The sequence below is a fragment of the Veillonella sp. S13053-19 genome, assembly GCF_002959835.1.
Lineage (GTDB): Bacteria > Bacillota > Negativicutes > Veillonellales > Veillonellaceae > Veillonella > Veillonella rogosae.
The window spans coordinates 82,398-97,889 of the sequence record NZ_PPDA01000004.1; the positions used below are offsets into that span (position 1 = coordinate 82,398).

Annotated in this window: 15 protein-coding genes; all 15 read left to right on the forward strand. The window is 38.1% G+C overall.

The genetic code is table 11. The annotated features are described in order from the left end of the window. Positions 1 to 13 precede the first annotated feature (13 nt). The 15 genes from VEHSUH06_RS01545 (at position 14) to whiA (ending at position 15,487) form a co-directional block, all read left to right on the forward strand. Positions 14 to 946, forward strand: a complete 933-nt coding sequence (locus VEHSUH06_RS01545) for a lysophospholipid acyltransferase family protein (protein WP_105097510.1) — start codon at positions 14 to 16, stop codon at positions 944 to 946. Then, the gene (gene lptC, locus VEHSUH06_RS01550; RefSeq protein ID WP_009352718.1) at positions 933 to 1,469 is read left to right on the forward strand and encodes an LPS export ABC transporter periplasmic protein LptC; all 537 of its coding nucleotides are present in this window, start codon (positions 933 to 935) and stop codon (positions 1,467 to 1,469) included. Before VEHSUH06_RS01545 ends, lptC begins: the two co-directional genes overlap by 14 nt. Before the next feature lie 12 nt (positions 1,470 to 1,481). Beyond that, positions 1,482 to 2,204 carry an LptA/OstA family protein gene (locus VEHSUH06_RS01555; protein ID WP_105097511.1) on the forward strand — a complete coding sequence of 241 codons (723 nt, stop codon included), beginning with the start codon at positions 1,482 to 1,484 and terminating at the stop codon, positions 2,202 to 2,204. Between the two features lie 9 nt (positions 2,205 to 2,213). Then, a complete protein-coding gene (gene lptB, locus VEHSUH06_RS01560) occupies positions 2,214 to 2,933 on the forward strand; it encodes an LPS export ABC transporter ATP-binding protein (protein WP_105097512.1) in 720 nt (239 codons plus the stop codon). An 8-nt stretch (positions 2,934 to 2,941) separates the two neighbouring features. Further along, complete coding sequence (locus tag VEHSUH06_RS01565) at positions 2,942 to 4,033, forward strand: LptF/LptG family permease (protein ID WP_105097513.1); 1,092 nt, start codon at positions 2,942 to 2,944, stop codon at positions 4,031 to 4,033. Positions 4,034 to 4,117: 84 nt separating this feature from the next. Beyond that, on the forward strand, positions 4,118 to 5,332 hold the full coding sequence (locus VEHSUH06_RS01570; protein WP_105097514.1) for a DUF3084 domain-containing protein: 1,215 nt from the start codon (positions 4,118 to 4,120) through the stop codon (positions 5,330 to 5,332). A gap of 114 nt (positions 5,333 to 5,446) precedes the next feature. Next, positions 5,447 to 5,974, forward strand: a complete 528-nt coding sequence (locus VEHSUH06_RS01575; RefSeq protein ID WP_105097515.1) for a hypothetical protein — start codon at positions 5,447 to 5,449, stop codon at positions 5,972 to 5,974. Then, on the forward strand, positions 5,964 to 6,833 hold the full coding sequence (locus tag VEHSUH06_RS01580) for a YitT family protein (protein ID WP_105097516.1): 870 nt from the start codon (positions 5,964 to 5,966) through the stop codon (positions 6,831 to 6,833). The genes VEHSUH06_RS01575 and VEHSUH06_RS01580 overlap by 11 nt, the downstream gene beginning before the upstream one ends. A gap of 9 nt (positions 6,834 to 6,842) precedes the next feature. Further along, entirely contained in the window at positions 6,843 to 7,427 is a 585-nt protein-coding gene (gene lepB, locus VEHSUH06_RS01585) for a signal peptidase I (RefSeq protein ID WP_009352727.1), read from the forward strand. A 631-nt stretch (positions 7,428 to 8,058) separates the two neighbouring features. Beyond that, a complete protein-coding gene (locus VEHSUH06_RS01590) occupies positions 8,059 to 9,321 on the forward strand; it encodes an S-layer homology domain-containing protein (RefSeq protein ID WP_105097517.1) in 1,263 nt (420 codons plus the stop codon). Positions 9,322 to 9,930: 609 nt separating this feature from the next. Continuing rightward, positions 9,931 to 11,136 (forward strand): putative porin, encoded by a 1,206-nt coding sequence (locus VEHSUH06_RS01595; protein ID WP_105097518.1) that lies wholly within the window; start codon positions 9,931 to 9,933, stop codon positions 11,134 to 11,136. A 286-nt stretch (positions 11,137 to 11,422) separates the two neighbouring features. Next, complete coding sequence (locus VEHSUH06_RS01600; protein WP_105097519.1) at positions 11,423 to 12,235, forward strand: Cof-type HAD-IIB family hydrolase; 813 nt, start codon at positions 11,423 to 11,425, stop codon at positions 12,233 to 12,235. A 12-nt stretch (positions 12,236 to 12,247) separates the two neighbouring features. Next, positions 12,248 to 13,162 carry an RNase adapter RapZ gene (rapZ, locus tag VEHSUH06_RS01605; protein WP_009352646.1) on the forward strand — a complete coding sequence of 305 codons (915 nt, stop codon included), beginning with the start codon at positions 12,248 to 12,250 and terminating at the stop codon, positions 13,160 to 13,162. A 12-nt stretch (positions 13,163 to 13,174) separates the two neighbouring features. Beyond that, positions 13,175 to 14,524: a gluconeogenesis factor YvcK family protein gene (yvcK, locus tag VEHSUH06_RS01610; RefSeq protein WP_105097520.1), complete on the forward strand. Its 1,350-nt coding sequence runs from the start codon at positions 13,175 to 13,177 to the stop codon at positions 14,522 to 14,524. Positions 14,525 to 14,539: 15 nt separating this feature from the next. Next, positions 14,540 to 15,487 carry a DNA-binding protein WhiA gene (whiA, locus tag VEHSUH06_RS01615; protein WP_105097521.1) on the forward strand — a complete coding sequence of 316 codons (948 nt, stop codon included), beginning with the start codon at positions 14,540 to 14,542 and terminating at the stop codon, positions 15,485 to 15,487. The last annotated feature ends 5 nt before the right edge of the window (positions 15,488 to 15,492 follow it).

The following is a 15,492-nucleotide window of genomic DNA, read 5'->3' on the forward strand; positions in this document are numbered from 1 at the left end:
GGAGGTGGGCAGAATGAATAACGAATGGCAATACCATTTAGTTAAAGGCATTAGCTGGCTTGCTTGCCGACTGCCGTACAAGCTCATTTTGCTCATAGGCGCTAGTTTAGGTCCTGTATATGGGCTAATAGCGAAGAAGCAAAAACTTAGAGGTATTAAAAATATCAAAATTGGCATGAACATGAATGATCAAGAGGCAGAACAACTCATTGATAAGTTGTTCAAAAACCTTGGCCGTAGTGTTATGGAAGTATTGTACATGCCAAACCTTACAAAATCCTTTATCGATAAACATATTGAAATGCGTGGTGTCGAATATTTAGAAGAAGCCATCGCAGAAGATAAGGGTGTTATTGTTCTTACTGGACATGTAGGGAATTGGGAATGGATGGGCGCTGCTATGGCGGCTCATGGATACCCATCTACTACAATTGTTAAGAAACAACCAAATGCTCAATTTACACGTCTTATGAATGAGTATCGTGAGATGGTAGGACTTGATGTATTTGCTAGTGGTGGCAACGAAATCGTTTCCGCTGCAAAGGCCTTAAAGAAGAAAAAACTGCTTGGATTCTTAGCTGACCAAGATGGATATATACATGGTTTACCGGTTCCGTTTTTAGGTCAAGACTCCTCAGCGGTTATTGGGCCGGCTACATTTGCGAAAAAATTTGGTTCGCCTGTAGTTCCGATTTTTGCATCTCGCAAGCCTGAAGGTGGGCATATTGTTCACATTTTACCAGCATTGCATTATATTGAAACTGGTGATGAAGATGCAGATATGTATCGCCTAACTGAGGAATGTGTACGCGTTACGGAAGACTTCATCCGCCAGCATCCAGATGAATGGCTTTGGTTCCAACATCGCTGGATGACTAAGATGGATCAAATTATTGATTATGATAAGAAGATAGCTGCACGGGAGAGGGCACATGAAAAACAATAAAAAATTAATTGCCATTGTGGCCGCTATAGTGCTGGCTTTAATTGGTCTTATCGTATACATTATGAAAGACTCTAATGAGGTTACTACCACTCAAAATCCAAGTGGTCAACTCGTTAATTTCCAAGGCGCTGACCTACAAGAGGAAAAAGATGGCAAATTAGTGTGGGCCTTATCAGCTGAAAAGATTGAATATGACCCACGGACAAAGGCCATCGTTTTGACTAACTTGAAGGGTCTTTTCTATCAAGATGATGTGACTACTACTATTACAGCTCCTCATGCTGTATTGACGGGTGATCGCAATTCTCTTGATATCGACCAAGGTGTTACAGCTACCAATACGGAAGGTGCAGAATTTAAAACAGAAGCCCTTCACTTTGATAACAAAACGAAAACATTGACATCTAAGTCGGCTTTTACTTATAACAGTAAGGATGTAACTCTTACAGGCGATAAGCTTGAAGGGAATATGTCTTTGAAAATTATTAAAGCCATTGGCAACGCAAAATTAACGAAGAAGTAATTGAGGGGAAATATGATGAATAAGAAAAAACAGATTGGTATGGCTATTTTGGCTGTGCTCATGACAGCATCTGTTACAGCTTGGGCTGCAAATGATCCATTGACTATTAGCGCTGATACATTGTCTTATGATGGCAATACAGGTCGTGCTGATGCAACCGGTAATGTTGTTATTACTCAAACGGATAAAACTATGACTGGTGCCAATGGTTGGTACAACACAAAAACTCAAGAAGCAAGTCTTGAAGGTGGTGTATCTTTGATTGGTTCTGATATGGCTATGTCTGCCCAATCAGTTCACAGTTACAACAATAATAAATTTACTGCTAGTGGTGGTGTTCATTTGCAACGTGGTGATCGTCAAATTTTTGGTGACAGAGTGGAATATAGTACTGATTCCGAATATGGTCTCGTTAGTGGTAATGCTCGATTGATTGCTGAAGGTACAACATTGACAGGTAATCAAGTAGAAGGTTGGATGAAGGAGATTCGTGCAGTAGCACAAGGTAATGTAACTTTCAATAATCCTGAAAAAAATGTATCTGGTTCTGCAGATCGAGCTACATACACACAAACACCTAACCAAAATGATGGTGTTGTACTCTTATCTGGTTCTGCTCATGCCGTTCAAAATGGGAATGTGTTAAATGCGCCAGAGCTTAGAATTCGTCTAGCTGATGATTCTGCTGAAACATTAGGTGGCCGTAGTACACTCGTCATTGTTCCGAATAAATAAGGATAGCATATGTATATAGAAACCAAAAACTTAGTCAAAACCTTTAGTGGTCGCAATGTGGTAGATGGGGTGAGTCTACGCGTTGATAAGGGGCAAGTCGTAGGGCTCCTCGGTCCTAATGGGGCGGGGAAAACTACATCATTCTACATGATTGTAGGTATTGAACGACCTAGTTCTGGTATTATTACCGTTGATGGTAAGGATATTACTAATATTCCAATGTATAAACGAGCTGCTGAAGGTATTGGATACCTACCACAAGAAGCTTCAATTTTTCGCTCTATGACCGTTGAGGATAATATTCGTGCAATGTTACAAACAACATCAAAGAAATCTGATGAAATTGAAGCAATTGTGGAGTCGTTAATTGAAGAATTCCATATCGGTCATGTTCGTGATCGCATGGGGATGCAATTATCTGGTGGTGAACGACGCCGTGTAGAAATTGCTCGTTGTCTTGCCTTAGAGCCTAACTTCATCCTTTTAGACGAACCATTTGCTGGTGTCGATCCAATTGCGGTAGCCGACATTCAACAAATTATCTTACATGTAAAGAATCGAGGTATAGGTATCTTAATTACAGACCACAATGTGCGTGAAACTTTGGGCATTGTAGACAAAGCTTATATTTTGAGTAGTGGCAAAATCCTCCTAGAGGGTACTCCTGATGAAATCGCAAACGACCCAATCGCTCGCGAACATTATTTAGGGGATAACTTTAAATTATAGGAGGGACTATGAGATTATTAGATAAATATATTTTAAAAGCCTTTGTAGGCCCATTCCTATTTGGGGTGTTTGCTTTTACTAGTATTTTTATTGGTACAGGCACATTATTTAGAATTGCTCAATATATTACTGAATACGGGGCACCATTATTGCTTGTTATGAAAGCCTTTGTCTTGGCGTTACCAAGTATTGTTATCTTAACATTCCCTATGTCAGTACTATTGGCTTCTCTTATGACCTTTAGTCGCTTGAGTAGTACTAGTGAGATTGTAGTTATGCGGGCCGGTGGACTTAGTTTTTTGCGTCTAGCGATGCCGGTATATATCATTGCCCTCATCATTTCTATTGGAGCCGTAGCCTTTAATGAGTTTGTCGTGCCTCGTACAAATAATATGTATCAAACGATTGTGCGCGAGCAGATTATGAAAAATGCGTCTCCTCAAACACAAAATCATATTGTTTTAAAAACAATGAATGGTAATGATTTAGGTACATTGATGTATGCTAAGAGCTATAATGCTGAAACTAAACAGTTGTCTATGATTACAGTTCAACAGTTTGGAGAAGGTGGCAAACTTCAACAAGTTGAAAATGCTGACACTGCCATCTGGAATGGTCAATATTGGGTGATGCAAAATGGTATCATTTATGATATTTCCGCTGGTGATGGTGTAGAACGTACAATGAAGTTCAAGGAGCAGTCCTTGCCAATTAAGTCTGCACCAAAGGATATTCAACAAGATCAACGTAAACCAGAAGAATTAACAATTAAGGAATTACGTCATCAAATTAAAGCGTATAAGGCCGCTTATACAAATGCTAATAAGCTGGAAATGGAAATGTACCAACGTTTTACAATTCCACTTGCTAGCTTTGTATTTGCTCTTGTTGGTGCTCCATTAGGACTTCAAAAGCAACGTTCTAGCTCATCTATCGGCTTTGGTATTAGTATTTTAATCATCTTTATCTACTATGGTGTAATGACATTTGCCGGTGCTTTAGGTAAAGGTGGTGCATTACCGACTGTATTTGCTGCATTAATACCTGATACATTAGGTGTTATAGCAGGTTTATATTTAAATTGGCGAGTGTCGAAGTAATCAGGTAGAAAAGATAAACTAGAAATAGAGAATTTATTTTTATAATTGATTTGACTATTGTAATCTTATGAAAGGAGGGACTCGATGGTAGTAGGTGTTAAAATCTTAATAATTATTGCCCTTATGGGTGGTCTAATAGCCTACATGGGAGATAAGTTAGGCACCAAAGTTGGTAAGCGTCGCATGTCCCTCTTTGGATTACGACCTAAGCATACATCGATTATTGTTACTATTGTAACGGGTCTACTAGTTGCTGCTGCTACAGTAGGTGTTTTATCCTTTACCTCTCAAAGTGTCCGAACTGCATTGTTTGGTATGGACCAATTGAGAGCGGATATGAAACATCTTAATGAAGAGGTTGCTGCAAAGACACAAGAGCTCATTCGTGGTAAAGCCTTGCTTGAACAAAATAAGCAAGAGCTTGAGGAGCGAATGGCCGAGATAGAACAAATTCGTCGCGAAGTAGAAGCTACAAAAGCTGAATTAGCTAGTGCTCAAGCTGCTAAAGATGCTACTGAAGCAGAACTAGCATCGTTACAATCATCTTATGCAGAGGTATCTAAAAAGTTAGCTAATCTTGAGGCTACTCGAGCTAAGATGGAAGCCCATATAAAAGAGCTACAAAATACACAAGAACAATTGCAAAATGGCATTATTCATCTGCGGGAAGGGACAATATTGTTCCAAGTAGATCAATTATTAGCCCAAGCTGTTGTTCGTCCTGGATTGAGTGCTGAAGATAGCAATGCGACTATCAAGCATATTATTGATGATACTAATCAGTTGGTCTTGCGCCGTCTTGGTATAGAAGATCAAGGTCAAGCTGTAGTCTATGTTGATCGTCAAAATATTGAGGTAGCTACTCAAAAGTTAATCGACTCTAAGACACCAATGGTTGTTCAAGTTGTAGCGGCAGGAAATATTATTTCTGGTGAACCTGCAGTAGCGCTTATCCAGGTGTATCCACAACAGTTTATCTATAAGAATAATGAAGTTATTCACTCTACTGTTATGGATGGTGGTAGCAATGCTCAATCCTCTATGCTTCAATTCTTGAAACAAGTAAATGAAAAAGCAAAAGCCAAAGGTATTATTCCTGATTCCTTATCAGGGGATATTGGGACCATACCAGGCGATGATTTGTTTACTGCAATTAGGCGTGTTAGCACAATGCATGGTAAGGTTCATGTAGAGGCTTATGTAGATGGCGATACGTATTCTTCTGGTCCTGTACATCTTAAATTGCGTATTACTCAAATGCCTGTTTTAAATGATAGGGTAAAAATGAAAACGAATTAATATAAGTATGTTGGTTTCATACATTATAGTAGAGAAGGTCTTATGTAAATTTTTACATAAGACCTTCTTTTTATGTTAAAATATAACTACTGTATTTACAACGAGGATAGTTAAATGACTGAAAATACATATATTTTAGCAGTAGACCCAGGTAATGAAAAAACAGGTGTTGCTATTGTAACACCTGATGGATCTATGGTATGTCGCAACATTATTTCTACGAAGACCTTCAATGATGATATTGAACGTTTATTAACAGAATATTATGGAATCGTTCATATTGTATGTGGGAATGGTACGAATCATAAACATTTATATCCATCTCTTCAACAAATTGGACGTAATCATAAAATCACTACAAGCTTAATCGATGAATCTCATAGTACAGAAGAGGCGCGTAAATTATATTGGAAATATAATCCGCCTACAGGATGGCGCAAATTTCTTCCTACATCTATGCAGTTTCCACCTGAACCTGTAGATGATTTAACGGCTCTCGTAATTGGCTTACGCTATACAAAGCAGTTGGCTCAAAGTAAAGCCGAAGTAAAAGAAGAGACGATAAGCTCTAGTGAGTTAGAAGAAAAACGATTACATGCTATGGAGCAGTTATACGGAAAAGGAGAAGTACATGACAAGTGAGACTTCAACGCGTAACTGGTCAAACCTTATTATGCGTTGTGTAATGATGATTTTAGGGGCCTTTATCTATACAGTGGGCTTAGATTTATTTTTAGTACCCAATAGCATCATCGACGGTGGTGTAGTTGGTATTTCGTTGATGGCTGCGGAACTATCTGGTATATCCTTTAGTATTTTCGTAGTACTTATCAATTTACCATTCTTGTATTTAGGATATAGAGCAATCGGCAAAGGGTTTACCTTATCTACATTGTTTTCCATTGTCTGGATGGCTATATTCTCTAACTTTGCTCATGATTTTACACCTATTACGACAGATCCATTTTTAGGTTCTATTTTTGGTGGTATAATCTTAGGTATTGGTGTGGGCTTTATTATTCGTAATGGTGGCTCTTTAGATGGCTCTGAAATCGTAGCTATTATTTGGGATAAGAAGTCTACTTTCTCGGTAGGTGAAATCGTAATGGCTATGAACTTAATCATTCTTGGGGCGGCCGGCTTTGTTTATAGCTGGAATAGTGCAATGTATTCTTTAATTGCTTATTTCATTGCCTATAAGATGATCGATGTAACCATTACAGGTCTTGAAGAATCTAAAGGTGTTATGATTATTACTGATGCAGATAACTCTAAAGATATTGCAGATGCATTAAATGCTAATCTTAACCGAGGTGTTACAATTATGTATGGTGAAGGTGGTTATTTAAAACAACCGAAGCATATATTATACTCTGTAGTAACACGTCTTGAGATTACAAGATTAAAGGATACCGTTTATGAAGTCGATCCAGCTGCGTTTATTACCATTCAAGATGTGCATGATGTCTTTGGTGGGAGATTTACAAAAGGTGGTCATTAAGGGGATAATATGAGTAATAAATTAGGTAATACAATAATAAAAGAAATTCTAGATTGGATTTATGCCATCGTGTTAGCGTTGATTATTGCTATGGTAATTCATATCTTCTTGATTCAACCAACACGTGTATCTGGTGAATCTATGGATGATACATTGCACAATGGTCAATATTTAATCGTTACAAAATGGCACCATATCATGAATGAAATGCCAGATTATGGTCAAATTGTTATCATCGATAGCCGTGTCAATCGTGCTCGTACTTGGGTAGATGATGTGAAAGAGCCATTGATGAATTATGCATCTGTTTTTAATAAAGCTGCTCAAACTAATGATGTATGGGTAAAACGCGTTATTGGTCGCCCTGGTGATGTATTAGAGTTTAAAGATGGTCACGTATGGCGTAATGGGGAACAATTACAAGAGCCATATACTAAAGATCCTAAAATGAACTTTACTCGTTCTACGCCTGTAATCGTTCCAGATGGTCATGTTTTTGTGATGGGAGATAATCGAAATCACTCTAGCGATAGTCGTTTTATCGGTCCTGTACCTGTAGATCATATTTTAGGATTTGTATCCTACGCAATTTAATAATGGTAAAAGCCTATCTATTGATGTAATTGATATGTACCCCCTTTACTGGACAACAGCAAAGGAGGTATATATCAAATGACATTGTAGATAGGCTTTTTTGTTAAAATTACGATGGTCTTACAACCTTGTAAAAGGTTTCTAGTAGTATGCATTAGTATATAGTGTTATATAAAGAAGATTAATGATTTAAAAGAAGAAAATATATTAAATGAAAGCATTGAACCGTACATTTATAAATGAAAATGTTTAATTCTATTAAGATAGATTAGAAGTATTAATTAATGATTAGTGTTGATTGGATGAAAAAAGCAGAAAAAATAAGTCTGAGAAATGAAATTGTGTAAAATTTAATTTTAAGAAATGCAGTAAAAATCTATGTTTAGGAGATTATTTTTATTCATGAATAAAATTTCATCAAATTTAGTTGCATAAAATACTTTACAAACTTTTTGGGTGGTGGTATATTCACATCACAGAAGGACGACACTACAAAGTGGTTGATCTAAGATAGATAATTAGTTGAGGAAACGTGGACACTCCTAATAGATTTTTCATAGTGATACTACATATGTAGTGAATATCTTCTGCGAATATATATTCTTATATGAAAAGAAAGAAGGAATTCATTATGAAAAAACAATTTGCTACAATTTTAGCAGCAACAGCTGTATTAGGTGTAACAACAGCATTCGCTGCAAACCCATTCTCCGATGTAACTCCAGATAGCTGGGCATACCAAGCAGTATCCCAATTAGCACAATCCGGTATCGTTAATGGTTACCCAGATGGTACTTTTAAAGGCCAAAACAACATCACTCGTTACGAAATGGCACAAATGGTAGCTAAAGCAATGGCTAATCAAGACCGCGCTAATGCAGAACAACAAGCAATGATCAATCGCTTAGCTGATGAGTTCTCTAACGAGTTGAACAACTTAGGTGTTCGCGTATCTCGCTTGGAAAACCGCGTTGGTAATGTAAAAGTAACTGGTGATGCTCGTATCCGTTACCAAGGCTCTGAAGATAAAGGCGTTTATAAAGCTAATAGCAAATCCTTAACAGATGGCCGTGCACGTGTTCAGTTCAACGCTAAAGTGAATGACAAAACTGAAGCAGTTGTTCGTGTAAAAGGTAATTACGAATTCGGTGATTCTACCAAAGGTGCTGATGCAAAAATCGATCGTGCTTATGTAGATCACAAATTTGGTAATCATGTATCCGCAAAAGGTGGTCGTTTCCAACAAACAATTGGTAGCGGTTTAATGTACGATGATACATTTGACGGTGCTCAATTGAATGTAGGCAATGATAAAGTTCAAGTACAAGGTGCTTACGGTTACATGGTAGACGGCGCTGCTGCAGGCAACTCCAAATCTGATAACCCTTCTGTAGCTTATGTAGGCCTTAAAGGTAAAGTTGGTCAAGAATCTACAGTTGGTGGCTTCTACTCCAAATTATCAAGCGGCAACTTGAATCACAACGGTTCTACAGTAGCTTCTGATAGCCAAAATGTATACGGCTTCAATGCGGACTTCCGTAAAGATAAAGTATGGGTTGGTGGTGAATGGTTGAAAGCATCCAACGTAAATGACTCCCAAGCTTGGACAGCCGGTGTTGGTTATGGCAACTACGACATCGCTAAAAAAGGTACATGGGATGTAAAAGGTCAATACTTCAACCAAAAAGCTAACGCTCCAATCGTAAGCTCCACTTGGGATCAAGCATATGACTTAACAAATACATCTAATGGTTACAAAGGTTACATGGCTAGCGTAGACTACGCAGTACAAGATAACGTAGGCTTATCTGCTGGTTATGGTTTCAACTCTAAAGACCAAAGCGGTAAAGATCTTTCCGATTTCTACCGTGCAGAATTAAACTACAAATTCTAATTCCCTCACAAACAAAAAGAGACTTCTTCGGAAGTCTTTTTTTGTGTATAAAAAATCTATTTATTATCTTTTGTATATAATAGTATATATATAGTAAAATAAATACATATATAAGTAGAGTTAGATTATCGAATAAATTAGTAGTTCACAGTATTGTTGGCACAATATATTGTATGAGGTATTTATGAACCGTTTTGCATAAAACCTTTAATGAGTTATTAATGATATATTAATTGATTAGTATTACTTAATAATAACAGTGATAAATAATCTCATTTAGACTAAAAACAGATAAATTTAATAAATTTATTGAAAAAAATTATGCCTCATAAAACTAGATATTATCTAAATTTGAAGGCGTTTTAAATTATAAAATTTTTATAATGAGAATGAAATTGAGAAAAAAGGGTTTACACGAAAATTTGGTTATGCTAATATCACCGTACAAGAGATAACAAACACATGAAACGAAGAACTTCGATGTAGAATATGGCGAGGAAACGTGGACACTCCCAAAAATTCTTAATCTGAAGAACGGAGTAGAATGTGAATGTTATAACTTGTAACATTTTATATTTCTATTTTTTTTCAGAAAGAAGGAATTCAACTATGAAAAAACAATTCGCAGCAATCTTCGCAGCAACAGCAGTTTTGGGTGTAACTACTGCATTCGCAGCTAACCCATTCTCCGACGTAACTCCAGATTCTTGGGCATACCAAGCAGTTTCCCAATTGGCTAACGCTGGTATCGTTAACGGTTACCCAGATGGCACTTTCAAAGGCCAAAACAACATCACTCGTTACGAAATGGCTCAAATGGTAGCTAAAGCTATGGCTAACCAAGACCGCGCTAACGCTGAACAACAAGCTATGATCAACCGTTTGGCTGATGAATTCTCCAACGAATTGAACAACTTGGGCGTTCGTGTAGCTCGCTTGGAAGACCGCGTTGGTAACGTAAAAGTTACTGGTGATGCTCGTCTTCGTTACCGTGATGCTGAACATGCTAAATCCAAATTCGACGCTCGTGCACGTTTGCAATTCAACGCAAAAGTTAACGATCGTACAGATGCAGTAGTTCGTGTAGCTTCTGATAACTTCGAATTAGGTGATTCCCGTACTGGTGGTAAAGTAGGCGTATCCGTTGACCGCGCTTATGTTAACCATAAATTCGGCGAACGCGTATCCTTGAAAGCTGGTCGTTTCGGCCAAGTAGCTGGTGGCGGTCTTGCATTCGATGGCACATTCGACGGTGTTCAATTCAACGCTGGTAACGACAAAGTTAACGCTCAAGTAGCTTACGGTTACTTGGTATCCGGCGAAGCAGCTGGCTTAACTAAAGATCAAAACGTAACTAACGTACTTGTTAACCTTAACGGTAAAGTAGGTAAACACACTATGGTTGGTGGTTTCTACGATCGCGTAAACCAAGACTCTGGTGTTAAAAACATCTACGGCTTCAACGCTGACGCTAACTTCGACAAAGTTTGGGTAGGTGGTGAATGGTTGAAAGCTTCCAACCTTGACAAATCTCAAGCTTGGACTGCAGGCGTTGGTTATGGCAACTACAACATGAAAAAACAAGGTACTTGGGATGTAAAAGCTCAATACTTCAACCAAAAAGCTAATGCTCCAATCGTAGATACTACTTGGAACCACATCTACACTACAGATGCTAAAGGTTGGATGGCAACTGTTGACTACGCATTACAAAACAACGTAGGCTTGTCCGCATACTACGGCTTCGACTGGAAAGATCAAGCTGGCAACGACAAAGCTGACTTCTACCGTGCAGACCTTAACTACAAATTCTAATTTGATAGTTATCAATACAAAAGAGACTCCTTCGGGAGTCTCTTTTTTGTGCGTAAAATATATAGATCTATGTGAAATTGATATATAAGACTTTTTATTGTGTCATTTAAGTTTAACGTTTTAATATTCATGATGTACGTAAAATAATTTTGGGTTTATTTATTAGTAAGGTTAAATAATAGATAAATATCAAGTTTATTGACGTGAAACTAGGTTATTTCTATGTATATAAGTGCTATAAATGGTATAATAAAGAGTATTAGATTTTCCTATAAAGGAGGCAAATATGAACCCTTCTTTTTCTCATATTAAAATGGTGGCTATCGATTGTGATGAAACCTTGGTACGCAGCAATAATACTGTATCTGACTATACTGTAGACGTATTACAAAGGCTGTATAAAAAGGGGATTGCCATCACTATAGCTACGGGGCGCATGTACCAGACGGCTAAGCCTATTGGCTTGGCTTTACAGCTTGGTAATGTACCGATGATTTTGTTTTCAGGTGGCCTTATTCAAGAGTTAGAGACGGGGCATAAGCTTTTTGAGCAGACTGTTTCTATTCAGGCTGTACGTCGTATTTTTGATTTAGCTAAACAATACAATTGGCATATTCAATCCTATGTGGATGATCACTTATTATGCCACCATAAAACATGGCAGTCCGATCTCTATGAAACCCAAACAGGTGCTAAAGCGGAGTTTTTAGGGGATGAATTATATAACTTAATATCCGAACCTAATAAATTAATTGCTATCGATACTGTAGATGGTATTGATAGAATTATTGATACCTTAACGCCTTTGTTGGGGGATGTAGTTACATTAGTTCGCAGTCAACGTGACTTTTTAGAAATCATTGCTCCGAATGTATCTAAAGGGCGTGCTTTGGCACAGTTAGCTTTTGATAATCACATCGATTTAGAGAATATTATATCCTTTGGCAATGCAGAGAATGATATTTCAATGCTCAGTGAAACCGGTTATTCAGTAGCTGTTGAAAATGCTACAGTTCATGTGAAATCTGTAGCTCATGCAATTTGCGGTCACCATAATGAAGATGGTGTGGCCCGCTGGATTGAAGAGAATCTTTTATAATGGAGTAAAACTATGGAAGCCTTTCGTTTATTAATCGTTACTGGCATGTCTGGTGCTGGTAAAACTCAAGTATTACAGGCCTTAGAGGATATGGGGTATTTATGTATCGACAATATTCCACCTGTGCTGATTCCAAAATTGAGTGAAATTTGCCGTCAAGGTGGGGAGCGTACAAATCGGGTAGCTTTAGTTGTAGATATTCGTGGTGGTGAGTTCTTTGAAGCACTCTCTTCATCTCTTGATAGATTAAAGGATATGAAGGTAGATTTTGAAATCGTATTCATGGATGCTACTGATGAAACATTAATTCGTCGCTATAAAGAAAGTCGTCGGAGCCATCCATTGGCTCCAGATGGGTTGATTACGACTGGTCTCAAAAAAGAGCGTCAAATTCTTAATTCTGTACGCCATAAAGCAGACTTTATCATTGATACTACAAATATGAAAACAGCTAGTCTTAAAGAGTATTTAAAAACTCGCTTTACTCAAGTGGATGAAGGTCATGGCATGGCTATTACGGTAGTTAGCTTTGGTTTTAAATATGGTATTCCTCTCGATGCGGATATGGTGTGGGATGTACGCTTCTTACCAAATCCGTTTTATATTCCTGAATTCCGACATAAAACAGGTCGCGTGAAGGCCGTTAATGAATATATTCATTCCTTTGAAGTAACAGATGAGTTTAAAAAACGCTTCTTTGATACGGTAGATTTTCTTGTGCCAAATTATGAACAAGAAGGCAAATCTCAATTTATCGTAGCTGTAGGCTGTACTGGTGGTATGCATCGATCTGTTGCTATGGCAGAATCATTATACTCTCACTTGCTTGAAAAGGGCTACCGCGTATCCGTTGAACATCGAGATATGATGAAAAATAATGTAGAAGAAGATTTTAATCCTCATGAAATTAAAACACTTGGTAACTAGATAGGGGTTTTTATGTTGCGAAAAGGATGGTTCCGGTGGCTAAGTCCGGGCCTAAATATAAAACGTTGGCTTGCTCTGTTTAGTGTTGGTGTAGGTCTATTAATTATTGGTATTTCATTGATGTTCAACTATCAATGGTTAGCCGTGCTTGAAGATATTGTACTAGCCTTTTCTTATGATTTAACGGGCTTTTATAATTATAATGTTCTCATTGCTGTAGGATTTGTACTATTATCCATCGGTGCTATACTGATGCTCATCGGTACGAGTAAGGTTATTAAAACGATTATTCGTGCTGTATTACCAAATCCGGATAGTAAGGTGTCGGATATTATTTTCCAAAATATTCGCCTTGATAAAGGTCCTAAGATCGTTGTTATCGGCGGTGGTACAGGGCTATCAAATTTATTACGTGGCTTGAAGTCTCATACGTCAAATTTGTCAGCTATTGTAACTGTAGCTGATGATGGCGGTTCTTCTGGTCGCTTGCGTGAAGATTTTAAAATGATTGCTCCTGGCGATTTGAGAAACTGCTTGATTGCATTAGCTGAACAAGAAGGGGTTATGGAAAACCTGTTCCGTTATCGCTTTGAAGGGGAAAATGAGCTATCTGGCCATAGTTTTGGCAATTTATTTATCACAGCACTCGCTCAAGTATATGATGGCGATGTGGAGGAAGCGCTTGAAGCGGCTAGTAAATTGTTGCGTGTACGAGGTCGTGTAATTCCGTCGTCTACTGAGTTCATTAAGTTAGTAGCGGAGATGACTGATGGTACTATCGTAGAAGGTGAAAGCAATATTCCGAATTCTGGAAAGCGCATTCAACGTATTTACAGCAATCCCGCACAACCAAAGCCGGAAGGTGCTGCTTTGCGCGCCATCGATGAAGCAGATGTAATCATCTTTGGTCCTGGTAGTTTATATACTAGTATTATTCCAAATCTGTTGACCGATAAGATTGCCTCTCATGTAAGAGCAAGTAAGGCCAATAAAATCTATATTGCTAATGTTATGACGCAGCCAGGTGAAACCACGGGTTATACATTAAATGACCATGTAGAGGCTTTAATTGCTCATGGTGGGGAAGGTATTGTAGATACCGTCTTAGCTAATGACGGTCCATTGCCAATTCAAATGGTTGAGCAATATAGTGCGGTAGGCTCTGAACCTGTAGCATTAGATACGAAAAAATTACAAGCTAAAGGTATTCGTACAATTCGTGCTACCTTGATTAGTTCTAAAAAGCCAGCAGTTCATGATCCAGAACGGTTAGGCAAAGTTATTATGGATATCGTTCGTGCTATGCAATCTAACACAGAACCACATATCCTAGAATATTATCTCCAACGAGACGATCATTAATAAGAAAGGATACCCATGTCATTTGCAGAAGATGTAAAAAATGAATTATGCCAATATGAATCCTCTAGTGATGCAGATGTGGCCATGAAAATTGAAGCGTCCTGCTTATTGCGCATGGGTGGATCCATCATTTTAGGTATGAACGGTGCCGTAGGAATTCGATTGGCTACGGCTAATAATGCGGTAGCTCGTCGTTTGCTAGGCATTTTAAAGAAACAATACGAATTACCTACTAATGTATTAGTACGACAAGGCTTAAACTTACGTAAGAAAAATATGTATACCTTATCTGTAGAGCCATCTATGGAGGGGCGTCAAGCTTTAGAAGACCTTGCACTATGGCCTGTAACTGAACAGATTCCACGCAGTTGGCTCAAGTCTATGGAGTCTCGACGTGCTTTTTTACGGGGTGCATTCCTAGGGGGAGGATCCGTTAATAAACCGCAAAGTGATTATCACCTGGAGTTTATGACGGGCAATGAAAGTTTTGCACGAGAGATTATCCATGTGTTACGACTCTTTCACATACATGCTGGATTGACGGAGCGCAAGGAGGAGTATGTAGTATACCTTAAAGAAGGCGATGCAGTGACGAACTGCTTACAAATCATGGGTGCTCAATCTGCTCTCATGGAATTTGAAAACGTACGGATTATGAAGACTGTACGAAATCAGATCAATAGACAAGTAAACTGTGAAACTGCAAATTTACAAAAGGTTGTAGATGCAGCGGTACGTCAGGTAAAAGCTATCCGTATTATTGATAGAGAAATCGGTATTGAAGAATTACCTGAAAAATTGCGAGTCGTTGCAAGACTTCGGTGGGAAAATCCCGAAGCGAGTTTAAAAGAGCTAGAAGAGTTAATGGATGGTGAACTGTCTAAATCGGGCATTGGCCATCGTCTTAAAAAGATTGAAGCATTAGCACTTACATATGACCCGATGGGGCTTGAAGAAATATAGAGGTA